General features: G+C 60.6%; 20 protein-coding genes. 6 read left to right on the top strand and 14 right to left on the bottom strand.

Annotation, left to right across the window (positions count from 1 at the left end; genetic code table 11):
- Positions 1-29 precede the first annotated feature (29 nt).
- The 3 genes from D7241_RS07110 to D7241_RS07100 form a co-directional block, all read right to left on the bottom strand.
- Positions 30-1,001 (bottom strand): TAXI family TRAP transporter solute-binding subunit, encoded by a 972-nt coding sequence (locus tag D7241_RS07110; RefSeq protein ID WP_255976160.1) that lies wholly within the window; start codon positions 999-1,001, stop codon positions 30-32.
- Positions 1,002-1,104: 103 nt separating this feature from the next.
- On the bottom strand, positions 1,105-1,458 hold the full coding sequence (locus D7241_RS07105; RefSeq protein WP_408100909.1) for a RidA family protein: 354 nt from the start codon (positions 1,456-1,458) through the stop codon (positions 1,105-1,107).
- 26 nt (positions 1,459-1,484) lie between these two features.
- Positions 1,485-2,729, bottom strand: a complete 1,245-nt coding sequence (locus tag D7241_RS07100) for a D-amino acid dehydrogenase (protein WP_408100908.1) — start codon at positions 2,727-2,729, stop codon at positions 1,485-1,487.
- Positions 2,730-2,853: 124 nt separating this feature from the next.
- On the opposite strand from D7241_RS07100, the gene D7241_RS07095 reads away from it, so the two are divergent.
- Entirely contained in the window at positions 2,854-3,789 is a 936-nt protein-coding gene (locus D7241_RS07095) for a LysR family transcriptional regulator (RefSeq protein ID WP_408100907.1), read from the top strand.
- An 18-nt stretch (positions 3,790-3,807) separates the two neighbouring features.
- On the opposite strand, the gene D7241_RS07090 is transcribed toward D7241_RS07095, so the two are convergent.
- Entirely contained in the window at positions 3,808-4,086 is a 279-nt protein-coding gene (locus D7241_RS07090; RefSeq protein WP_408100906.1) for a peptidylprolyl isomerase, read from the bottom strand.
- Between the two features lie 244 nt (positions 4,087-4,330).
- On the opposite strand from D7241_RS07090, the gene D7241_RS07085 reads away from it, so the two are divergent.
- From D7241_RS07085 to D7241_RS07070, 4 genes are all read left to right on the top strand, one after another.
- Entirely contained in the window at positions 4,331-5,419 is a 1,089-nt protein-coding gene (locus D7241_RS07085) for a gluconokinase, GntK/IdnK-type (RefSeq protein ID WP_408101203.1), read from the top strand.
- 43 nt (positions 5,420-5,462) lie between these two features.
- Complete coding sequence (locus D7241_RS07080) at positions 5,463-6,740, top strand: TRAP transporter large permease (protein ID WP_408100905.1); 1,278 nt, start codon at positions 5,463-5,465, stop codon at positions 6,738-6,740.
- A gap of 104 nt (positions 6,741-6,844) precedes the next feature.
- The gene (locus D7241_RS07075) at positions 6,845-7,861 is read left to right on the top strand and encodes a TRAP transporter substrate-binding protein (RefSeq protein WP_181103670.1); all 1,017 of its coding nucleotides are present in this window, start codon (positions 6,845-6,847) and stop codon (positions 7,859-7,861) included.
- Positions 7,862-7,928: 67 nt separating this feature from the next.
- Positions 7,929-8,948, top strand: coding sequence for a LacI family DNA-binding transcriptional regulator (locus D7241_RS07070; RefSeq protein ID WP_408100904.1), 1,020 nt, complete (start codon positions 7,929-7,931; stop codon positions 8,946-8,948).
- A 35-nt stretch (positions 8,949-8,983) separates the two neighbouring features.
- On the opposite strand, the gene D7241_RS07065 is transcribed toward D7241_RS07070, so the two are convergent.
- Positions 8,984-9,898 carry a LysR family transcriptional regulator gene (locus tag D7241_RS07065; RefSeq protein ID WP_408100903.1) on the bottom strand — a complete coding sequence of 305 codons (915 nt, stop codon included), beginning with the start codon at positions 9,896-9,898 and terminating at the stop codon, positions 8,984-8,986.
- Between the two features lie 145 nt (positions 9,899-10,043).
- Between D7241_RS07065 and D7241_RS07060 the strand changes: the two genes are divergently transcribed.
- Complete coding sequence (locus tag D7241_RS07060; protein ID WP_255976148.1) at positions 10,044-11,270, top strand: acyl-CoA dehydrogenase; 1,227 nt, start codon at positions 10,044-10,046, stop codon at positions 11,268-11,270.
- Between the two features lie 189 nt (positions 11,271-11,459).
- Here the strand turns inward: D7241_RS07060 and xylB are convergent, their stop codons facing one another.
- The 9 genes from xylB to D7241_RS07015 form a co-directional block, all read right to left on the bottom strand.
- Complete coding sequence (gene xylB, locus D7241_RS07055; protein ID WP_408100902.1) at positions 11,460-12,983, bottom strand: xylulokinase; 1,524 nt, start codon at positions 12,981-12,983, stop codon at positions 11,460-11,462.
- A gap of 13 nt (positions 12,984-12,996) precedes the next feature.
- Positions 12,997-14,475 (bottom strand): mannitol dehydrogenase family protein, encoded by a 1,479-nt coding sequence (locus D7241_RS07050; RefSeq protein WP_408100901.1) that lies wholly within the window; start codon positions 14,473-14,475, stop codon positions 12,997-12,999.
- A 104-nt stretch (positions 14,476-14,579) separates the two neighbouring features.
- Positions 14,580-15,683: an ABC transporter ATP-binding protein gene (locus D7241_RS07045; protein ID WP_408100900.1), complete on the bottom strand. Its 1,104-nt coding sequence runs from the start codon at positions 15,681-15,683 to the stop codon at positions 14,580-14,582.
- A 44-nt stretch (positions 15,684-15,727) separates the two neighbouring features.
- A complete protein-coding gene (locus tag D7241_RS07040) occupies positions 15,728-16,561 on the bottom strand; it encodes a carbohydrate ABC transporter permease (protein WP_408100899.1) in 834 nt (277 codons plus the stop codon).
- Between the two features lie 10 nt (positions 16,562-16,571).
- Positions 16,572-17,516 (bottom strand): carbohydrate ABC transporter permease, encoded by a 945-nt coding sequence (locus D7241_RS07035; RefSeq protein ID WP_408100898.1) that lies wholly within the window; start codon positions 17,514-17,516, stop codon positions 16,572-16,574.
- A gap of 81 nt (positions 17,517-17,597) precedes the next feature.
- Positions 17,598-18,905 (bottom strand): ABC transporter substrate-binding protein, encoded by a 1,308-nt coding sequence (locus D7241_RS07030; RefSeq protein ID WP_408100897.1) that lies wholly within the window; start codon positions 18,903-18,905, stop codon positions 17,598-17,600.
- Positions 18,906-19,216: 311 nt separating this feature from the next.
- Positions 19,217-20,122 carry a helix-turn-helix domain-containing protein gene (locus D7241_RS07025; RefSeq protein ID WP_255976141.1) on the bottom strand — a complete coding sequence of 302 codons (906 nt, stop codon included), beginning with the start codon at positions 20,120-20,122 and terminating at the stop codon, positions 19,217-19,219.
- Positions 20,123-20,187: 65 nt separating this feature from the next.
- Complete coding sequence (locus D7241_RS07020) at positions 20,188-21,123, bottom strand: carbohydrate kinase family protein (protein ID WP_408100896.1); 936 nt, start codon at positions 21,121-21,123, stop codon at positions 20,188-20,190.
- 108 nt (positions 21,124-21,231) lie between these two features.
- Positions 21,232-22,605 (bottom strand): substrate-binding domain-containing protein, encoded by a 1,374-nt coding sequence (locus D7241_RS07015; RefSeq protein WP_408100895.1) that lies wholly within the window; start codon positions 22,603-22,605, stop codon positions 21,232-21,234.
- Positions 22,606-22,640 lie beyond the last annotated feature (35 nt).

The following is a 22,640-nucleotide window of genomic DNA, read 5'->3' as shown; positions in this document are numbered from 1 at the left end:
GCCGCCCAATCAGCGGCGGCGCAACCTGATCAGAGCCATCCTTTCTCTTTATAGAACCGCTCGGCGCCTTCGTGCAGCGGTGCGGTGAGGCCGACGCGGATCATGTCCTTGGCTTCCAGGCCGGCAAAGGCAGGATGCAGGCGCTTGAACCGCTCGAGATTGTCGAACACGGATTTGACCAGCTGATACACGACGTCCGGATCGGTCTTCTCCATGGTTGCCAGCACCGCCTTGCCGCCAATGGAAGGCACCGCCGCGTCCACGCCCGGGTAGAGCCCGGCTGGAATTTCGGCCGCGGTGTAGTAATCGGCACCCTGGAGAAACTTATCGATTTCCGTACCGCTGACCGGAATCAGCTCGGCTTCGACATTCGTCAGTGCCTCCTGAATGGCACCGCTGGGATGGCCGACCACGTAGGTAATGGCGTCGAGGTTGTTGTCACCGAGCGCCGAAGCCATTTCCGCGGGCTTGAGTTCGCCGGCCAGAGAGAAGTCGGCGTTGGTCCAGCCCTTGGCCTTCATCACTTCGTCGAAGGTGTCGCGGCTACCGGAGCCTGGAACGCCGATGTTCACCCGCTTGCCCTTGAGATCATCGAAGGTCTTGATGCCGCTGTCGCTTCGGGCGACGACGGTGAGAATCTCGGTCTGCAATGAGAATACCGCCCGCAATTCTTCGATCGGACCGTCCTTGTCGAACGGAGGGAGGCCATTCAGGGCCTTATGCTGGTGGTCGGATTGGATGAAACCGAATTCGAATTCGCCGTTTTTCAACGACACGATGTTAGTCACGCTGCCGGCGGTGGACGGCGCATTGCATTTGATTGCCGGCTCCGTCTCGGCGCGATTGAGAAACCGGCATATCGACTGGCCGGCGGTGTAGTAGACGCCGGTCTGGCCGCCGGTGCCGATGGTGACGAAACGCTCCTGGGCCACGACCGTGGTCGCACTCAGCGAGCCCGCTAAGACACAGCCCAGCAAGCTGATACGGATATTCTGGTTCATCGTCATTCCCTCTCATGTTGTTGTTATTGGGTGAAACAAGGTCAGCCACGTCGTCTATCGCGGCAACGGCGGCCTATCCGGCATCGCTGCAAGCGCTGCCTCCTCAGACGCTGGCGGCAATAACCATGATTTCCACGAGCACGTCCGCCGACGCGAGGCGTGCTTCCACGGTTGCCCGCGCGGGTGCGCAGCCGGTCGGCAACCACTCACTCCAGACGACGTTCATCGCCGCGAAGTCGGCGTCGATGTCCTTCAGCCAGATCTGTGCACTGAGCATTCGCGAACGGTCGGAACCGGCTGCGGCCAGCAGATCGTCAATCTTCGCCAGCACCTGACGGGTTTGCCCGGACACGTCCTCGCTGCGGTCATCCGGCACCTGCCCGGCGAGAAAAACAATATTGGCGAAGGTCGTGGCGGCAGACATGCGTTCATTGCTGTTGATGCGCTGCAAGGTCATACGGAGTCCTCTGTTTTAAAGTGAAGTTAGGAAGTAAGCGCCAGGCCATCCAGCGCAACGCCTGGTCGCTTGTTACTGATCAGGTCGCAAAGCAGCTCGGCGCTGCCGCAGGCCAGGGTGAAACCAAGGCTGCCGTGACCGACGTTGAGCCAGAGATTGTCAATGCCAGTAGCGCCAAGCAGCGGCGTACCCTCCGGGGTTGCCGGGCGCAGGCCGGCCCATTGGGTAGCGCTGCGATAATCTCCCGCGGCGGGAAAGATCTCGCTGGCGAGGCGTTGCAGCATCGCGATCCGTCCGTGGTCGAGGTTGGCATCCCAGCCGCCGATGTCGACCATCGCAGCAACGCGCAGTTGGTCGCCGAGGCGTGCGTACACCACCTTGTTGTCGTAATCGGTCACGTTGGTTTCCGGAATTCCCAACCGGCTATTCAAAGGCAGTGTCAGGCTATAACCCTTGAGCGGATAGATCGGCAGCTCGATGCCGAGCGGCCGTAGCAAGGCGACGCTGGCGGCACCGGCGGCAACAACCAAATGGTCCAGCTTCAGTTCCTCGTTGCCGAGAGTCAGCGAGTGAATCCGGCCGCGCTCGCTGTGCAACGCGCCGACTGCCTGCCCACAGTGCAATCGAAAGTCCGGTGACTGTTTCAGCCGCTCGAGCAGACGTCGACAGAACAAGTGACAATCGGCGACCTCATCGCCCGGCGAATAGATTCCACCTCGTAGTTCTCCAGCCAAGGGGAGCAGCGCGGGCTCGATTTCGGTGCACCGCTGGGCGTCGAGCACTAATTGATCCGAACTCGTACCGAGCCCGGCAGCGGCCTTTTCGAAATTCGCACCATCACGATAGATCACCAGCTTGCCATTGGCGCGCCAGGCGAAGTCGCTCAGCCCATCGTGTTCGCGCCAGCTACGTAAGACTTGCTGACTGTGCAACGCCAGGCGCAACAGGTGCGCCGCGTTGCGCTGGTTGGTCGAGCGCCGACAGGCGAGCAGAAAGCGCAGACACCAGCGCCACTGCTGCATGCTCATCCGTGGCCGAAAACGCAGAGGTGCGTCGGCGCCGCGCAACATCCAGCCGAGCGCCTGCAGCGGGACACCCGCGTCGGCCAGAGGCGAGACGTAGCGATAACTGAGCTGGCCGCCGTTGGCAAAACTGGTCTCCAGCGCAACCTGATCGCGCTTTTCGATCAGCTCGATCTGATGACCCTGGCGTATCAGTGCATAGGCCGTTGTCAGGCCGACAACGCCGGCACCAATTACCGCAATTCGCATCGCTTCGCTCCCTGATCGTGGTAACAGGAGCCTATGGCGAAGGCGAGCGCAGCGGCCAATGAAAGGATGGAGACAATGCATAACCGGAGGTTATGCTCTGGCGGATCAGATCAGGAACATACGCATGCGCCTTCGCCACATCGAATTGTTCCAGGCCATTTTGCAGACCGGCAGTCTTACCGCCGCGGCGCAACTGCTGCATATCTCACAGCCGGCGGCGAGCAAGATTCTCAAGCATGCCGAGCAGCAGCTCGGATTCGCGCTGTTCAATCGTGTGCGCGGCAAACTGCAGCCGACCGCGGAGGCACGCATTCTTCAGCAGGAAACCGAACGCCTGGCGGCTGACTTGCAAAACCTTCGGCGTTTGGCGGATAACCTCGGCCGCGGCGAAGACCGTGCGTTACGACTGATCTGTACACCCGCGTTGGCACAGGCGCTGCTGCCCGATGCGTTGCGCTGCTGGCGAAGCCGCTTCGCCAACACGCCGTGTCAGCTCGCGACTCAACACACTGCGGAAATCGTAGAGGCGTTGCTACTGCGCGAAGCCGATCTTGGACTGACATTGCAGGCCGTGGAGCATCCGGGCCTCAGCAGCCAGATCCTCGCGCAAGGACAAATGATGGTAATCGCCCCGAGCGGTTGGTGGCCCAGTAATGTATTGCAGCAACCCTTGCGGCTTGAGGAGCTAACCGATGCGCCACTAATCGGGCTGGACACCCGCGATGCGCTGGGCGGCCTGCTGCGAGGCCATCTGGAGCAGCTCAGCCCACCACCGCGCATCGATACTTGGGTACAGACTTATCAGTTGGCGCGTTCACTAGTAGCCACCGGGCAGGGGATTGCATTGGTCGATCCGCTCACGGCGCTGGCTAACGAAGGGCAATTGATTCAGGCACGTCCACTGGAGCCGCTGATCCCGGTGCCGCTGTATGCGCTAGTACGAGCGCAGGAAGCGCCTTCTGCGGCGCAGTTGGAGTTGCTGGACCAGGTTCGCCAGCACGCAGACAAGCTGATGGCCGCGCAGGGGCGGCCGGGAGATGCAGCTACAGCGTTTCGGTGAATCGAGTTGAACGAACGATCACTCCCGGTAGAACACCTGCACGAGGTGATAACCGAACTGGCTTTTCACCGGCCCATGCACCTCACGCAACGGCTTCTTGAAAATGACCTGGTCGATGCTGCGCACCATCTGTCCGGGGCGAATTTCGCCTAGGTCACCGCCTTTCTTGCCGGATGGGCAGGTGGAATATTTCTTCGCCAGCACATCGAAGGCTTCGCCGTTGGCGATGCGCTTTTTCAGCTGCGCGGCTTCGGCTTCGGTTTTCACCAGAATGTGGCGCGCCATGGCTTTGGGCATTGCATTTCTCCTCGGGGTGCGGCGGCGATTGTAGTCAGCGCGCTGGCAAAACCGAAGCAGCATAACCACCATGATGACCGTTCGGCCGGAAAAAAAGCCGACGAACGGTAGTTATGACCTTCACATGTTAGCGCTACCATTCGACGCAACAATCATAACGCAGCACGTCGATGCTGCCGGAGAGCCGATAGTGGATTCCCACTCCAACAGCGATTTTCCTGCTATCAGCCGCGTGCTGGTGGTTATGGGCGTCAGCGGTTCGGGCAAGACCGAAACCAGCCATGCCGTCGCCGATGCACTGGGTTTTCGTCATATCGAAGCCGACAACTTCCATCCCGAAGAAAATGTCGCACGCATGCGTGCCGGCACGCCGCTATCCGACGCCGATCGTGTCGAGTGGCTGCAGAAGCTCATCATCGAGATGCAAAAGGCAATCGAAGACGACGTTGGCTTCGTGCTCGCCTGTTCCGCACTCAAGCGCCGCTACCGCGACCTGCTGCGCGATGCGGTTCCCGCCTTGCGTTTCGCCCATCTGTCCATCGATTACGACACTGCCGTTCAGCGCGTCGGTGGCCGTGCAGGGCATTTCATGCCGATTTCTCTGGTGGACAGTCAGTTCGCCACGCTTGAATCGCCGGAAGGCGAACCGGGTGTGTTGGTGGTCGATGCCAGCGAGCCGCGCGAGCAGGTGCACGAAAAAATCGTCAGCTGGATGCAGCGCGACCCTGGATTGGAAATCGCCGATCGAGAGAATCTTTCCGCGCATCCGCTTGATAGCGCTAACACAGAGCTGGAGCGCGGCGCTGAATTGACCAACGCGCCTATTTACAGCGGAAAAGTAGCGCAGAGCTTCGATCGGATCACCGATTGGCTGATGGCCGCTTTGCTCGCTTTTATGGTGATCGTGGTGTTCAGCAGCGTGGTGCTGCGTTACGCCTTCGGTACCGGTTGGACTGGCGCCGAGGAGCTTTCGCGATTGGCCTTTGTCTGGCTGGTCTTTGTCGGCGTCGCCTCCAGCATGCGCCGGGGCGAGTTGATGGCCTTCAGCATAATCCGCGATCGCTTCCCGAGACTGGCCCGCCGCGTGGTCGATTCGACCAGTTGGCTGATGGTAGCGGTTGCCAGCGGCATGGCCGCTCTGGGCGGATGGAACCAGATGCAGTTCGGCTGGAACATCAACAGCCCGGTAGTGGGATACCCGCTGGCTGTGGCGATGTTGCCGGTCATGGCGAGCATGATCGCTCTGACGGTCCTGGCGCTTCTGCAATTGGTGAACGTGTGGCGCGGGCAGCCCCAGCCGCACGCCGCCGACGCCAATGTAACGGCCGACTGACCTTCCGATAACAACATGGGCAATGCCCGCCAGAGGACCGTACATGACTGTCGTCGTCTTCCTTTCTTCACTGTTTGGCTTCATGGCCTTCGGCATGCCGATCGCATTCGCGCTGATCCTCACCGGCGCGGTGCTGATGTGGTACCTGGATTTCTGGGATGTGCAGCTGATTGCGCAGAACCTGCAGGCTGGTGCCGATAGCTTTCCACTGCTGGCCGTGCCGTTCTTCATTCTTGCCGGTGAGTTGATGAACGCCGGTGGCATTTCTCGCCGGATCATCAACATGGCTCAGGCCTATTTCGGCCACAAGCGTGGCGGCTTGGGATATGTCGCGATTGCCGCCTCGGTGCTGCTGGCAAGCATGTCCGGCTCGGCACTGGCAGACACCGCTGCGCTGGCGACGCTGTTGCTGCCGATGATGCGCGAGCGCGGCTATCCGCTGAGCTCGTCGTCCGGCCTGGTTGCGGCTGGCGGCATCATCGCTCCGATCATTCCGCCTTCGATGCCTTTCGTGATTTATGGCGTAGTTACCAATACGTCGATCAGTCAGCTGTTCCTCGCCGGCATGGTGCCCGGGCTGATCATGGGCGCCGGACTGGTGGTGGCCTGGACGCTGATTGCGCGCAAAATCGAAGAGCCGCCGCAAGCGAAGGCCACCCGTGCCGAGCGCCGCAAGGCGCTGGTCGACGGAGCAGCCGCCTTGATGTTGCCGGTAATCATTGTCGGCGGGTTGCGCGGCGGGCTGTTTACTCCAACCGAGGCGGCGGTAGTGGCGGCAGTCTATGCGCTGGCTGTTTCGACCCTGTTGTATCGCGAGCTCAGCTGGGGCGGCGTGGTCGAAGTGCTGACTCGCGCGAGCCGCACCACGGCATCGGTGATGTTCCTTTGCGCGGCGGCAATCGTCTCCGGCTACATGATCACGCTGGCGCAGCTGCCGGATGAGATCGCCACGATGCTCGGCCCGCTGGCACAAGATCCGAAGCTGCTGATGGTCGCCATCATGGTGCTGATGGTCGCGATCGGCATGGTGCTCGATCTGACACCGACCATCCTCATCCTTGGCCCTGTGCTGGCGCCTATCGCGGTCAAAGCTGGTATCGATCCGGTGTACTTCGGCGTGATGTTCGTATTGATTGGTTCCATCGGTCTGATTACGCCGCCGGTGGGCACTGTGCTGAACGTCGTCGGCGGTATCGGTCGATTGCGCATGGAGACGCTGGTGCGCGGCGTGATCCCATTCTTCGTTGTTTATCTGGTTATCGTCGCACTGCTGGTTGCCGTGCCGTCGATCATCACCGTGCCGCTGCAATGGCTGCGCTGATCGGGGCGGGATTCGCTCCGACTGGCTGCAGCGGTACGCAGTTTCTGCCTCGGCGGGAGACGCTTCACCTTCACTTCATCCACAACAACAAAAGGTAAGACAGCATGAAACGATTTCTCATAGCGGCCCTGGCGGCCACCACGCTCGGTAGCGCCATCACCGCGGTCAGCGCGCAGGCGGCTGATGACGTCCGTTCGCGGATGATCCGCTTTGGTTATGGCCTCAACGAAGACAGCAACCAGGGCAGGGCGGCGAAGCTGCTTGCCGAAGAGATCGCCAAGGCGTCCGACGGCAAACTCAAAATGCGTACCTTCGCCTCCGCCAGCCTGGGATCGGACGATCAGATGCAGAACGCGCTGATGGGCGGCGCGCAGGAAATGATGGTTGGCTCGACGGCAACGCTGGTTGGCATCGCTGAGGAAATGGCGGTTTGGGACACACCGTTCCTCTTTGAAAGCGAGAAGCAGGCGGATTACGTGCTGGATGGCCCGGTCGGGCAGAAGGTCATGGATGCGCTGGAAGAGAAAGGGCTGGTTGGCTTGGTCTACTGGGAGAACGGCTTCCGCAACCTCACCAACAACGTGCGGCCGGTTGAGAAGATGGAAGACTTCAACGGTATCAAGCTGCGCGTGATGCCCAACCCGGTGTTCATCGACACCTTCAAGCAGATGGGCGCCAACGCGGTTCCGCTGCCGTTCTCCGAGCTGTTCACTGCGCTGGAGACCAAGGCGGTCGACGGTCAGGAAAACCCCTACAACACCATCCTTTCCTCGAAATTCTATGAGGTGCAGAAGTACCTGAGCGTGACCAATCACGTCTACAGCCCATGGATCGTCACGGCGTCCAAGCGCTGGTGGGATGGTCTGTCCGAGACCGAGCAGAACATCATCATGGACGCGGCGAAGAAGTCGCGTGATTCGGAGCGCGAAGACACCCGTGCCGAAGCCCGCGAAGCCTTGGCACAAATCGAAGAGCACGGCATGGAGATCAACAAGGTCAGCCCTGAAGAAATCCAGCGTATGCGCGAGCAGGCCAAGCCGGCGATTCAGACTGTGATCGATACGGTGGGTGAGCCGCTGTTCAACGAAGTCCAGGCCGAGATTGCAAAGGCTCCGAAGTGATCTGGCGCGCCCCTGCGGGGGCGCCGTCCCGTTGTAGAATCTTCTTCTCTCCTCGCTGGATCACGCTATGAGTTCTCGCCGTCGCCGTTCGCTGGAACGGGCCACGTTATCCGACGTCGCGCGCAGCGCCGGTTGTTCGCTGATGTCCGCCTCGCGTGCATTGTCGCAACCCGACCGAGTGTCCGACGCGTTGCGCGAGCGAGTCATGGCGGCGGTCAAGACGCTGGGTTACGTCCCGCATACGGCGGCGCGCAACCTGGCGAGCGCCCGCTCGAACCTCGTGGCAGTGATCATCCCCTCATTATCGAACGCGGTGTTCGTAGATACCGTTGAGGCCATTCAGCGCGTGCTGATGCCGGCCGGTTACGAGCTGATGATCGGGGTCAGCCATTACCACCCTGAAGAAGATGAGCGTTTGCTCCGTGCCTACCTGGCGCATCAGCCGGCGGGGCTGTTGGTTACAGGCTTCGAGCGCAGCGACGCTGCGCGGGAAGTGCTTGGCAGCTATACCAGCCCCATCGTTACGCTGATGGAGCTGAGCGATGCCGATGAAGAGTACTGCGTCGGGTTTTCCCAATTCGAGGCGGGCGCGGCGATGACTCGCCAGTTGCTGGAACGTGGGTACCGCAACATCGCTTTTGCCGCTGCGCAGCTCGATCCGCGTACATTGCAACGCGCCGAGGGTTACCGAAGCGTGATGCGGACAGCGTCTCGCTATGACGCTGCGTTGGAAATGCTAACGCCCGAGGTTTCGTCCATCGGTCTGGGCGCCGAACTGCTCGACAGGCTGCTGGCGAAGCATCCGGAAATCGATGCCATCTTCTTCAACAACGACGACCTGGCGCTGGGCGCACTGTTTCGTGCGCGTCAACTGCAGCTCGCCGTGCCACAGCGCTTGGCAATTGCCGGCTTCAACGACCTGCCGGCCGCGGCATGGATGCATCCTGCGCTGACCACCGTACGCACCATCCGCGGTGAAGTTGGCAAGCTGGCCGGGCAGATGCTGCTCAGCCTGATGCGTGGCGAGTCGCCGCCGCAACGGCGAATCGATGTGGGCTTCGAAGTGGTGATGCGCGAGAGCGCATAAAAAACCGGCAAGCGTTGCGCTTGCCGGACCTCTCTTTATTCGGCTTGCTGCGCCGCAGTGACCTGCTGGGCGATCTCGATCATCTGCTCGCGCATCCAGCGATTGGCCGGGTCTTGATCCGTGCTTTCGTGCCAATAGATGTGCGTCTCCAGTGGTGGGATTTCCACCGGTAATGGAATCTGATGCAAGTCATGGCGCCGCGCGAAACGCTCCGGCACTGTCACCGCCATGTCGGTGTGCTGAATTACTTGAGTGGCCATCATGTAATGCTGCGAGCGCAGGGCGATCTTGCGCTGCTGTCCCATCTTGCCCAACGCCAGGTCGACCATCCCCAGACCGCTGCGCCGACTGGAAATGTGAATGTGCGACAGCGACAGGTATTCATCGACGCTGAGTTTCTCCTTCGCCAGCGGATGACCGCGACGCATGGCGCAAACATAACGGTCTTCCAACAGCTTGACGTGACGCACCTGCGGGTCGGTATTTAGCGGGGCGTCCATGGCGAAATCGAGACGGCCAGCAGCCAATTCCTTGGTGGTTTCGCGGCGCTTGGCCAGCATGCTTTCGATTTTCACGCTCGGCGCCAAACGACGCAGACGCTGAAACAATGGCGGTAGCACCACCGCCTCGGTGAGGTCGGTCATGCTGATGCGGAACGTCTTGTTTGCCTGCGCAGGGTTGAAGGTCCGGCTTTCCTGCACCGAGACCCGTAACAGCTGCAGTGCATTGCGCACCGGTCCGATGATGTTTTGCGCCATCGGCGTCGGCACCATGCCTTGTGCTGTTCGCACGAACAGCGGGTCGTTGAAGGTCTCCCGCAAGCGGGCCAGGGCGTTGGAAACGGCGGGCTGAGTGATGCCGACGATCTGCCCAGCGCGGGTCAGGTTCGCCTCGGTGTAGATAGCGTCGAAAACGATGAACAGATTCAGATCGACCTTGTTCAGGTTCATTGTTGTGCTCTCCGGCGTGTATCGGAATTCGCCGATCATATATCGGTGATGAATGTTTATACACGAGGAAAATAGCTTAGATAAATCGTTGGGCGTCCTCTAGCATCTAAAACTACAAAACGTTACCCGCAGAAGGTCTGTCGCCATGGATTTCGCCTATTCCCCCAAGGTTCAAGAGCTACGTGAGCGCGTCCAGGCGTTCATGGATGCGCATGTCTATCCCGCCGAGAAAATCTTTTATCAGCAGGTGAGCGAGGGTGACCGCTGGCAACCCACCGCCATCGTCGAGGAGCTCAAAGCCAAGGCTAAGGCCGAAGGTTTATGGAATCTCTTTCTGCCGGATTCCGAGCTGGGCGCCGGGCTCACCAATACCGAATACGCACCGTTGGCAGAGATCATGGGTAGCTCAGGGCTCGGCCCGGAAGCCTTCAACTGCTCCGCGCCCGATACCGGCAACATGGAGGTGCTTGTGCGTTACGGCAGCGAAGCGCACAAGAAGCAGTGGCTCGAGCCATTGCTGCGCGGCGAGATTCGTTCCGCCTTCGGTATGACCGAGCCGGGCGTGGCTTCGTCCGATGCGACCAACATGCAGGCCCGCGCCGTTCGCGAGGGTGACGAGTGGGTCATCAACGGCCGCAAGTGGTGGACCTCCGGTGCTTGCGACCCACGCTGCAAAGTAATGATCTTCATGGGCCTGACCAACCCGGACGCACCGCGCCACCAGCAGCATTCGATGATCCTAGTACCGATGGACGCGCCGGGCCTGAAAGTACTGCGACCGCTGCCGGTGTTCGGCTATGACGACGCCCCTCATGGTCATGCCGAAGTGCTGCTGGAAAACGTTCGCGTGCCGTACGAAAACGTGCTGCTCGGCGAGGGCCGCGGCTTCGAGATCGCTCAAGGGCGCCTTGGCCCAGGCCGCATTCACCACTGCATGCGCTCCGTGGGTGTCGCCGAGCGTGCGCTGAAGCTGATGTGCGAGCGCTCGGTCAACCGCACCGCGTTCGGCAAGCCTCTGGCGCGTCTCGGCGCCAACCTGGATCACATCGCCGAGTGCCGCATCGAGATCAACATGGCGCGTCTGTTGACGCTAAACGCGGCGTACATGATGGATACCGTGGGCAACAAGATCGCCGCGAGCGAGATTGCCCAGATCAAGGTCGTGGCGCCAAACGTGGCGCTGAAGGTGATCGATCGAGCTATCCAGATTCATGGTGGTGCTGGTGTTTCCGAAGACTTCCCGCTGGCGCACTGGTGGGCCATGCAGCGCACGCTGCGCCTGGCCGACGGCCCGGACGAGGTGCACCGCGCTTCGATCGCCAAACATGAACTGGGTAAGTACTTTCCGCGGGAAATGTTGCGTAGCCGCTAAGGCGTCGCTAACACCGGGCAAGAGGCAAAGCCACGCGAGTGGCTTTTGCTTTGATGGTTGACCGAACGAGGCGGGCCGAGCGACCGTAGGGTGGGCTTCAGCCCACCAGCACAGTCATCGGTGGGCTGAAGCCCACCCTACAGACACTGCAATCTACCAGCAGGCTCGACAGGCGCGTACCAGCCGCTTTCAAGGCGCTACGGAGCTCAGATCCGGTGGCGTTTGCTGACCGAAAGTATCAGCGACCAGTCGCCGATAACGCCGGTAGGCCCGTTCATAGGCATCGAATGCATTGGCGGACGGCTCGACCGCAGTTGCCTCGTCAACACTGACGCAGCGCTGACATAGTGCTTCGAGACTGGCTTCAGGGTCGATCTGTCTCGTATGGCACCAGGCAGCCTGGATTGCGCCACCCAGCGCCGCAGCCTCGCTGTGCTTGGCGCAGATTACCGGTGTATCCATGACGTCCGCGACGATCTGCCGCCACAGCGGATTCTTCGCGCCGCCACCGATCAGTTGAATCCGCTCGCTGCGAATCCCACTCTCACGGAGCAAGTCCAACCCGTAGCGCAAGCCGAAGGTCACACCTTCGATCACTGCACGACATAGGTTCGCTCGGGTCAGGTTATCTGCGGTGAGGCCATGCAGACTGGCAGTGGCCTGGGGCAGGGCGGGTACGCGCTCGCCGTTTAGGAAGGGCAGCATGGTCAAGCCTTCGGCTCCGATCGGCGCTTGCGCTGCCAATGTATTGAACTGTTCCAGATCAAGTTGCAGCAGCTCGCGGATGGCGCCGTTGGCGTTGGTCAGGTTCATGGTGCAAATCAACGGCAGCCAGCCACCACTGGACGAGCAGAAGGTCGCAACGGAGGGCTGTGGACTGATGCTCGGCTCATCAGAATAAGCGTACAGCGTCCCGGATGTGCCCAGGCTCATGGTGATTGCACCGGGGCTGATGTTGCCGGTACCGATCGCTCCCATCATGTTGTCGCCACCGCCGCTCGATACGATGGCCTGTGGGTTCAGGCCCAGCCGCTCCACCAGCTCCGGACGTAGCCGGCCGACCGGTTGATCGGACTTGATCAGCTCCGGCAGCGCGGCTACGAGGCGACCGCTGGGATCAATATGCCGCAGTATTTCGAAGTCCCACCGTCGCGCGCGCACGTTGAAGTAGCCGGTACCCGAGGCGTCGCCGTACTCGCTGCAGCAACGCCCTGTTAGCCAGTAGTTGAGGTAGTCGTGCGGCAGCAAGATATGCGCAATGCGTTCGAACAGCTGCGGATGCTGCTGCTTCATCCAGAGCAACTTGGATACGGTGTAGCCCGGCGCAATGACCACACCGAGCCGTTGCAACGAGCCGCGTTCACCGCCCAGCCAATCCAGCAATCGCCGGTTTTCGTCGGCCGATTCGGTGTCGCACCAAAGCTTGGCCGGGCGGAGCACTCGGCCTTGGCCATCCAGCGTGACCAGGCCATGTTGTTGCCCAGACACACCGATACCGAGCACACGACTGCCATCCACCCCGGCCTCGGATAACGCTGCCGCGGTAGCTCGCTGGAACGCTTCGATCCATTGCGCCGTATCCTGCTCCCGACGACCGTTGGGGCCGCTGATCAGTTCGTGGCTGGCCGAACCCTGACCCAATACCTCGCCGTTATCGGCATCGAGCAACAGCGCCTTGGTGCCCTGGGTTCCGCAGTCGATGCCTAGAAACATTGGCTGGCCTCCATCAGCGGGTCAGCAACAAGTCGAGGGTGCCGCTCACGCCCAGTGTGCGCAGTCGCAGCAGGTTGCGCTCGAAGGCGTCACGGAACGCTAGTGAACGGGGGACCTGCGAGCCAAAAATTTCTTCTCGTCCGAGCAACCGCTCGGTAAGCCCCTCGTCTTCTTCGACCAGCGACTGACAGAGCTCTGCCCGCGGATCGGGAATACTGTATTGGGTTCCGTTCTCGTCCTCTCCTTTGAGGTACATCGCCCATGCGGCCACGACCAGTGCCGCGCGGTCCAGCTCGGCACCATCAGCGATCAGACGATTGAGAGTTGGCACGGTGAACTTGGGAAATTTAGAGGAGCCGTCCGAGCAAACCCGCTCCAGTTGATCGGCGATAGCGCAATTGGAAAAGCGATCGATCAGGGTCTGCTTGTACTGCGTCAGATCGATGCCGGGCACGGGCGCCAGCTGCGGCGTGACGTCGTCATCCATATAGCGGCGGATGTATTCGACGAACAGCGGATCGGCCATGGTTTCATGCACGAAGCGATAGCCGCGTAGGAAGCCCAGGTACGTAAGGGCGAGATGACTGCCGTTGAGCAGCTTTATTTTCATCTCCTCGTAGGGCGCGACGTCATTGGTGAACTGCACGCCGACCTTTTCCCAGGCTGGTCGACCGGCAACAAACCTGTCCTCGAGCACCCACTGCACGAAAGGCTCGCAAACCACCGGCCAGGCATCATCGACGCCGTGTTGCTGCTTCAGCGCTTGGCGGTGGGCAACACTGGTCATCGGAGTAATGCGGTCGACCATGGCGTTAGGGAAGCTGACGTTGCGCTCGATCCAGCCTGCCAGTTCCGCATCGACCAGATTGGCGAAGGCCAGGGCCGCTTTGCGAGTGACATCGCCATTGTGCGGCAGGTTATCGCAGGACATTACGGTAAACGGCCCATCGCCGTTGCCACGACGCTTGGCGAGCGCTGCGCAGATAAGACCGAAGACGCTGATTGGCGAGCACGGATTCTCCAGGTCGTGCTGGATCTGCGGCAGCGAGGCGTTGAACTGGCCGGTGCTGTCATCCAGGCAGTAGCCGCCCTCGGTAATGGTCAGCGAAACGATGCGGATCGCCGGGTCGGCCAGCCGGGCGACCACGGCTTCGGGACCATCCCGTGTAACCAGCAGCATGTCGCGAATGCTACCCACCACTCGAACTTCGGTATCGGGTCGATCGTCGAGTTCGACCAAGGTGTAGAGGTAATCCTGCGAGGCGAGGGCGTCGCGCATGGACAACTCGTTGGCGCGCGTGCCGATACCAAAAATTCCCCAGTCGAGCCCTTCGCCGGTGTTCATCAAGGCATCGGTGTAAGCCGCCTGATGGGCGCGGTGAAAGCCACCAATGCCGATATGGGCGATCCCAGCTGTGACCGATTCGAGTGTGTAAGACGGGCGGGCAACGTGCACCGGTAGCTGCGGCAGATTCTGTTCATTCAATTTCATGTCAGGCCTCGCTGGGCGTGTATTTAGGAAAGCCGTAGCCGAATCGCGGGCGCCAGGCGGCAGCGATTCGCCAGCAAGCTGGCTCCTACGTGGAGCAGCGGGAGTCAGGCCACTTGTTGCAGCGGTTGGCCAATCGCCAGGCCATTACTGTCGAACAGATGGCAATGGGCAGCGTCCAGGGTCAGCTTCAGCGCTTCGCCATAGCGCGGGGTAAAGTCACCGCGGATGCGCATGGTCAAAGGTTCGCCGGTCTGGGTAATGACGTGGCAGTAGGTGTCGCTGCCCAGCCGCTCGCTGACGTCGGCTTTCACTTCCAGCTGGCAGCTACCATCGGTGCTGCGGTTGAGGTGCTCCGGGCGGATGCCCAGCGTGATCGGATCGCCGATGGAAAGCGTCGCGCCGCCCAGCGGTAGATAGAGCCGGCACTGCGCGTCGAGCTCGACCTCGCAACCAGTGGCGTCGACATTTCGGATATGGCCCTTGAGAAAACCCATCTTCGGTGTGCCGAGAAAGCCGGCAACAAACAGATTGGTAGGTTGATGGTAAAGCTCCATGGGCGAACCGACTTGCTCGATGCGTCCGCCGTTGAGCACCACCACCTTGTCGGCCAGGGTCATGGCTTCGACTTGGTCGTGAGTGACGTAGATCATCGTCGCCTGCAATTCCTGATGCAGGCGCGACAGCTCCAGGCGCATCTGCACACGCAGTGCCGCGTCGAGGTTCGACAACGGTTCGTCGAACAGAAATACCTTGGGGTTACGCACGATGGCGCGGCCGATGGCAACGCGCTGGCGCTGGCCGCCGGAGAGCTGGCGCGGTTTGCGTTCCAGCAACGGCTCCAGCTCCAGGGTGCGGGCCGCGGCCTCGATCTTGCGCGCCACTTCCTGCTTGTCGGCGCCGGCCAGGTCGAGGGCGAAGGACATGTTCTTGCGCACTGTCATGTGCGGATACAGTGCATAGGTCTGAAACACCATGGCTAGGTCGCGCTTGGCCGGGCCGAGGTCGGTGATGTCGCGGCCATCGAGTTCAATCCTGCCGCTGCTGACTTCTTCGAGCCCGGCAATCAACCGCAGCAGTGTTGACTTGCCGCAGCCGGACGGGCCGACGAAGACGACGAACTCGCGGTCGCGGATGTCCAGGTCGATGCCCTTGATGATGTCGTTGCCGTCGAAGCTTTTCTTCAGGTTATGGACTTTAAGGTCTGCCATGTTCGAATCCTCTAGTTCTTGTCGATCTGTTGATACGGCGGCGGTTATTTCACGGCACCGAACGACAGGCCGCGGACCAGCTGTTTCTGGCTGATCCAGCCGAATATCAGAATGGGGGCGCAGGCGAGGGTGGAAACGGCCGAGAGCTTGGCCCAGAACAGCCCTTCGGGACTGGAGTAGGAGGCGATCAGCGCAGTCAGCGGGGCGGCATTGGAGGAGGTCAGGTTCAGCGACCAGAACGCCTCGTTCCAGCACAGGATCAGCGATAGCAGCATGGTCGAGGCGAGCCCACCCTTGCTGATTGGCAACAGCACACGAACCATTTCCTGCATCAATGTGGCGCCGTCCATTCGCGCCGCTTCGAGGATGTCGCGGGGAATGTCCTTGAAGTAGGTGTAAATCATCCACACCAGAATCGGCAGGTTGATCAACGTGTAGATGACGATCAGCACCGTGCGGCTGTCGAGCAGGCCGAACTGTTTGGCCAGCAGGTAGATCGGCACCAGCACGCCCACCGGCGGCAGCATCTTGGTCGAGAGCATCCACAGCAGCGTGCCTTTGGTCCGCTTGGTCTCGAAGAAGGCCATGGAGTAGGCGGCGGGTATCGCGATCAGCATGCCCAGCGCAGTGGCGCCGAAGGAGATGGTCACCGAATTCCAGGCGTACTTAAAGTAGCCGCTGCGGTCCTGGATGTGCAGGTAGTTCTCCAGCGTCGGCGTGAAGATGAACTGCGGCGGCGTGGCGAAGGCGTCGATCTCGGTCTTCAGGCTGGTCAGGATCATCCAGAAGATCGGGAAGAACAGCAGCAGCGCCACGGCCCAGGCGAGCAGCCCGACCACCAGGGTATTGAGGCGGCGACTTTGTTTGAGCGTCAGCATCGGTCTGTCCTCAGTATTTTTCGGTGAGATTCTTGCCGAGCATCCGCACCAGGATGATCGCTGCGATATTGGCGATCACCACCGCAATCAGGCCGCCAGCCGATGCCATGCCAACGTCGAACTGCAGCAGCGCCTGGTTGTAGATCAGATAGGCCAGATTGGTGGACGCGTAGCCGGGACCGCCGCTGGTGGTGGTGAATATCTCGGCGAAGACCGACAGCAGGAAGATTGTCTCGATCATCACCACCACGGCGATTGGCCGCGCCAGATGTGGCAGCGTCAGGTGCCAGAAGATGGCGATCGGCCCTGCGCCATCGAGGCGGGCGGCTTCCTTCTGTTCCTGGTCGAGGGACTGCATCGCAGTCATCAGAATCAGGATCGCGAAGGGCAGCCACTGCCAGGACACGATAATGATGATCGACAGCAGCGGGTGCTGGGCCAGCCAGTCGATCGGCTGCGCTCCGAAAAACTTCCAGACCGCGGCGAGGATGCCCGAGACGGGGTGATAGATCAGATTCTTCCAGACCAGCGCGCTGACGGTCGGCATGATGAAAAACGGCGAGATCAGCATGACGCGAACGATTCCACGACCGGCGAAATCCGCCGCCTCCAGCAACGCGGAGATCAGCACGCCGAGCACCACGCTGATCAGCAGCACGCTGCCAACCAGCAGCAAGGTATTGATCATGCCGGGCATGAAGCCGGCATCGGTCAGGAAGTAATGAAAGTTCTCCAGCCCGACGAAGTCGTTCTCACCGGGATAGAGCAGGTTGTAGCGGATGACAGAGAAGTAGACGGTCATGGACAGAGGCACCAGCATCCAAAGCAGCAACAGCGCAACGGACGGGCTGACGAGGAACCAGCTGGGGCCGAATCGGCGTGGCTTGCGCTCGTTCGACTCGCTTGCCGTATCGGTAACAGGCGCCTTGGACAAGGCTGTGGAGGTGGTAGCCATGGGCGTGCTCCGGCTGAAGAAAGGCCGATGAGGACTCAGCGAGCCCTCAGTGGGGAGGTAGCGGCTGCCTACTTGGGCTGCTTACTTTGGATAGCCGGCGCGCTTCATTTCACGCGTGGTCGATTGCTGCACGGCGGTAAGCATCTGCTCGACCGGCATCTGGCCGGTGAGCGCGGCGGAGAACATTTTGCCGACCTGGGTGCCAATGGCCTGGAACTCGGGAATGGTCACCAGCTGAATACCCACATAAGGCACCGGCTTGGCAGTCGGCGACGCCGGATCAGCCTGCTTCAACGATTCCAGGGTGATTTTGGCGAACGGTGCGGCGGCCATGTATTCGTCGCTGTAGGTGGATTCGCGAGTGCCCGGCGGCACGTTGGCGACGCCGTCGGTTTCGGCGACCAGCTTGGCGTAATCCTGCGACGTGGCCCAGGCTGCGAAGGTCTTGGCAGCATCTTTCTTTTGCGAGCTGGTGGGAATGGCCAGTGCCCAGGAGTAAAGCCAGGCTGAACCTTTATCGGTAGTTTGCTGAGGCGCGAAGGTGAAGCCGACTTTGTCCGCAACCTTGCTCTGCGACGTATCGGTGACGAACGAGCCAGCCACGGTCGCATCCACCCACATGGCGCATTTGCCACTGTTGAACAACGCGAGGTTTTCGTTGAAGCCGTTGCTCGATGCCCCCGGCGGGCCGTATTTGCTCAACAGGTCGACATAGAAGTTGGCTGCTTTGGTCCATTCCGGGCCGTTGAATTCCGGCTGCCAATTTTCATCGAACCAGCGTGCGCCAAACGAGTTGGCAACGGTGGTCACCAGCGCCATATTCTCGCCCCAGCCGGCCTTGCCGCGCAGGCACATGCCGTACTGGTCTTTGTCGGGCTTGTGCAGCTTCTCGGCAAACTCGGCCATCTGGGTCCAGGTTGGATGCTTTGGCATTTCCAGCCCGGCCTGATCGAACAAGTCCGTGCGGTAGTAGGTCATCGAGCTTTCGGCGTAAAACGGCAGCGCGTAGAGCGTCCCGTCGACGGACAAACCTTCACGCACAGAAGGAAAGACATCATCAAGATCGTAATCGGCAGGCAAATCGGTCATCGGCGCCAGCCAGCCCTTGTCGCCCCACAGCGAAGCTTCGTACATGCCGATGGTGAGCACATCGAACTGGCCGCCCTGGGTGGCGATGTCCGTAGTCAGGCGTTGGCGCAGGACGTTCTCTTCGAGCACGACCCAGTTGAGCTTCACGTCGGGATGCTGTTCTTCGAAGGTTTTGGAGAGGCGCTGCATGCGGATCATGTCCGCGTTGTTGACCGTAGCGACGGTCAGGGTTTCGGCAGCATGGGCCACGCCGATCATCGCAATACAGGTGGTGCCGAGCAGGAATTTGGCGATTTTCATCTTGGACTCCTCTTCCACTGCCTGTGGCGGCGGAAGCGCTTATTGTTTTTGTTGTTGCTCGCGTACTCCGGTACGAGCGTCTCGCGAGCATTACAACGCCATGGATGGCAGGGTCACAAAGCCCTGACTGCACATCGTCTGATACTTATTTGCACTCCTTTGCTAAGGGTTAAGCCGACGGCCAATCATTCATCCAAGCATTCGCACCGGCCGGCGAGGGCGCCAAGTCCGCGGGAAGCAAACGGCTGGCAGAGTCCTAACCGCGCATGGCGGTACGAGGAATATCATCAGGTGGGAAGATACGATGCGTATCAGCTGGCGAGGTTCTGTTCGGTTAATCGCTGCTCGACCAGGCGGCGGTAGCAGGAGGGGGTCATACCCTTTAGCTGTTGAAAACGGCGGTTGAAGTTGGAGAGATTATTGAAACCCGACTCGAAGCAGACGTCGGTGATCGGTTTGTCATTGTCCAACAGCAGCTCGCAGGATTTGCTGATGCGCAAGCTGTTGACGAACTCGACGTAGCATCGTCCGGTGGCGCGCTTGAAGAAGCGCGAAAAATAGGTGGGCTTCATGCTCAGATGGCCCGCGACTTCCTCGAGCGGCAGCTCGCGCATGTAGTTATCGAAGATGTAGTTGACCGCCATGTTGGTGCGGTCGGCGTGGTGCTCGTCGCCTAGTTGCGCCGAGGTGGCTCCAGAGAGCAGTTGATAATCGTCACAGCCGGCGAGCAGCTCGAGCATGATCAGAAAATAGCCGAGGCGGGTGGCGCCGCGGCTGTCGGCGACCCTTTGCATCAGCCTGCTGGCCTCGGCAATGGTGCGTGGACAGCGGAACTCGATGCCATAGCGCGAACGCTCGAGCATCGGTGTCAGGCTGCGCAATTCGGAGAAAACGCTGTGGCCCGCTTCGAATAGCTCATCGGTAAAGTTGACGAGCATGTCGCGCTTGGCGACCACTTCACCCTCGTCGACCTGGCTGATCCAGTTATGTGGCATGTGTGGGCCGGTGAGGAACAGGCTGTCCGGACCGAAATTGCCTACATAGTCCCCGACGAAGACCTTTCCCGAACTGGCGACGATCAGATGCAGCTCGTATTCCTTGTGGTTGTGCCAGCGCACCAGTGGGCACGGAAAGCCGTGCTCCCGGTAGATCAGCGAATTGCCGTGGTGATCATCCATCAGCTCGTAGGATGGGTCGGAGATCTTCAACGCTTTCATGCAGTGTTCCGTCGTCCTTTTTGTCCCCTTGGGTTATAGACGTTCATGGCGCCGGGGCCAATCGGTCAGGCAATTTCGTATCGGTAGGGCAGGTCGGGACCGCGACGGGAGCAAGTGATTGCGGCTGCCTGAACGGCAAAGGCCAGCAGTGCTTGCAACTGATCGTGCTCAACCTGCGCCAACGCCGCGGCAGTGTCCAACCCCTGCGTATGCAAGTAACTCAGCAGAGCTGCCTGGAAGGTATCGCCGGCTCCTACGGTATCGCGCACGGTGACGGCTTTCGCCGATGCGTAGAGGGCGCCATGACGACGGCTGAATAGCTGTGCACCTGCGCCGCCCCGGGTCAGCACGACCAGCTCGCAGGGGCCCTGCAGCCAGCGCTGGGCAATGGCTTCAGGCGCTTCGCCGGGATAGAGCAGCGCCAAGTCCTCATCGCTGACCTTGATCAGATGAGCAAGCTCGGCGAAGGCCTCGACGCGTTCCCGCCAGCGCAGCAGGTCAGGCTCGACATTGAGACGAATATTCGGGTCCAGGGAAATCAGCCGACGCCCGCTTTCACGGCGCACCAAGGTCAACAAGGTATCCGCAATCGGTGCAGTGACCAGGGAATAGGAGCCGACATGAATGCCGCGAATTCCATTACCCGGCGCAGAGAGGTGTTCCTCGCGCGGTAGGCGGTCGGCACACCCTTCGCCGCGAAAACTGTAAATCGGCGCACCATCAGCGCCGAGCGCGACCATGGCCAGAGTGGTCGGTGCGTCGAACGGCACCAGATAACGCGTATCGACGCCTTCTTCGTCGAGCACCTGCCAAAGTCGTTGGCCCAAGTAGTCCCTGGATATGCCGGCAAATAATGCGGATGGCGTACCCAGCCTCGCCAGCCCGACAGCGACATTGAACGGTGATCCGCCGGCAACCGCTTCCAGATTCAAGCGATTGCTACGGGAACCTGCCGGAGCTGCGAACACGTCGAAAAGGGCTTCGCCACAGACCAGATACATGATGGATTCCTGCCGCTGGGAATCCCCTGAGCTTAACCGTGACGCGCACGGTGTGACAGTACGCCGCAGGCAATCGACCGATACGATCTTGCACTCGAGGCTGATGTTTCAGTAGACCCATACCTCGACTCGTCTGTTCTTTATACGGCCGCTCTCGTTGTTCGACGCGACTGGAAGTTGGTCACCCAACCCATTGATATCCTTAACTAGAATCCCACCTCGTGACAGCTCGCGGCGGACCGCCATCGCGCGCAGTTTGGATAACAACGCAGTGCGCGCCGAGTCACCTTTCGCATCGCCGAAGCCTACCAGCACCGCTGCGTTCATCTGCTTGTCGGTGCTTTGCAGGTAATCGATCAGGCGTCCGACGTCACGCTGTGCCTTGTTATCCAGGCGCGCGCTGCCCTCATCGAAGCGAAAGTTGACCGTTAGCCGCTGCGCCTGGCTTGCGAGATCCTGGTAGAGCTGCGGCATGCTTGTCTCAACCGGCAATTTGATTGCGGTAATTGCCTGCGCGACATAGCCGGACTTGCCTACGATCGATTGGCCAGCGGCACTGTGAACGAAATCGAGAAAAGCTCGGGTCCAGTCTGTTTGTTCGGCAGGGTTGGCATAGAGAAACAGGCGTCGCGACAACGGGTAATCTTCGGTCGCGACGAGCGCAGTGGTGGGCAGCATGGGATGCGAGTCGCCATCGGCAATGGCCAGGGCTTTTGAACTCCCAACCGAGGCAAGCCCGACAAAGCCGATCGCGCCGGGGCGGGTACTGACTATCTCGGATAATTGGTCGTTGGACTCGTACCGCGTGGCGCTGCCAGCCAGCGTCTTGCTCTGCGTGCCGAGCACAAGCTCTTTGAAGGTGTCGTAGGTGCCGGACCGGTCATCGCGTGCATGCAGTTCGACAGCAAGATCATCGCCGCCCAGCTCCCGCCAGTTCTGAATCTCGCCAGCAAATAATCGGGCAACCTGTTCGACGCTGAGCGAAGCAATTCGATTGTTCGGGTGAACGATGATCGCCAGGCCGTCGATAGCGATGACCTGTTCGGCCTGCGCGCTACGCAGATCGCCCAGACTCGCGAGGCTTTCGTGCTCGCTGTCCTTGATCGGTCTCGACGCAGCAGCGAGATCGGCGGAACCGTCTTTTAGCCCCGCAAAGCCGGTACCTGTCCCATGAGCCGCGACCGACGCGTGGAGTGTACGACCGGAGCTGTCGATGGCGCTGATTCGCTGTTCGTTCTCGCGCCCAGCTGAGGCAATCCGTACCGAACCAAAACCCTGCGCCTCGAACATGCCGGCAATCAGCATCGGCGCCAGCTTCGCGCCAACGGTGTTCGACCCATGTATACGCAGCACTGCGCTACCGTCTGCAGGCACCGCCGGCAAGGGGGCGCTTACCGCGAGCGGGCTGGCACCGCACAGACCGAGAAGCGCCAGGCGCAGCGCTCGTTTCCCTGTCGTGCGTACGAACGCTAAAAATGCCATGCAGCAACTCTCCCATGCAAAGAAGCGGGGAGATT

Origin of the sequence: Stutzerimonas sp. VN223-3 (genome assembly GCF_045999685.1) — a bacterium.
Taxonomy (GTDB): Bacteria; Pseudomonadota; Gammaproteobacteria; order Pseudomonadales; family Pseudomonadaceae; genus Stutzerimonas; species Stutzerimonas stutzeri_AR.
This window is presented reverse-complemented; position numbering and strand designations above follow the sequence as displayed.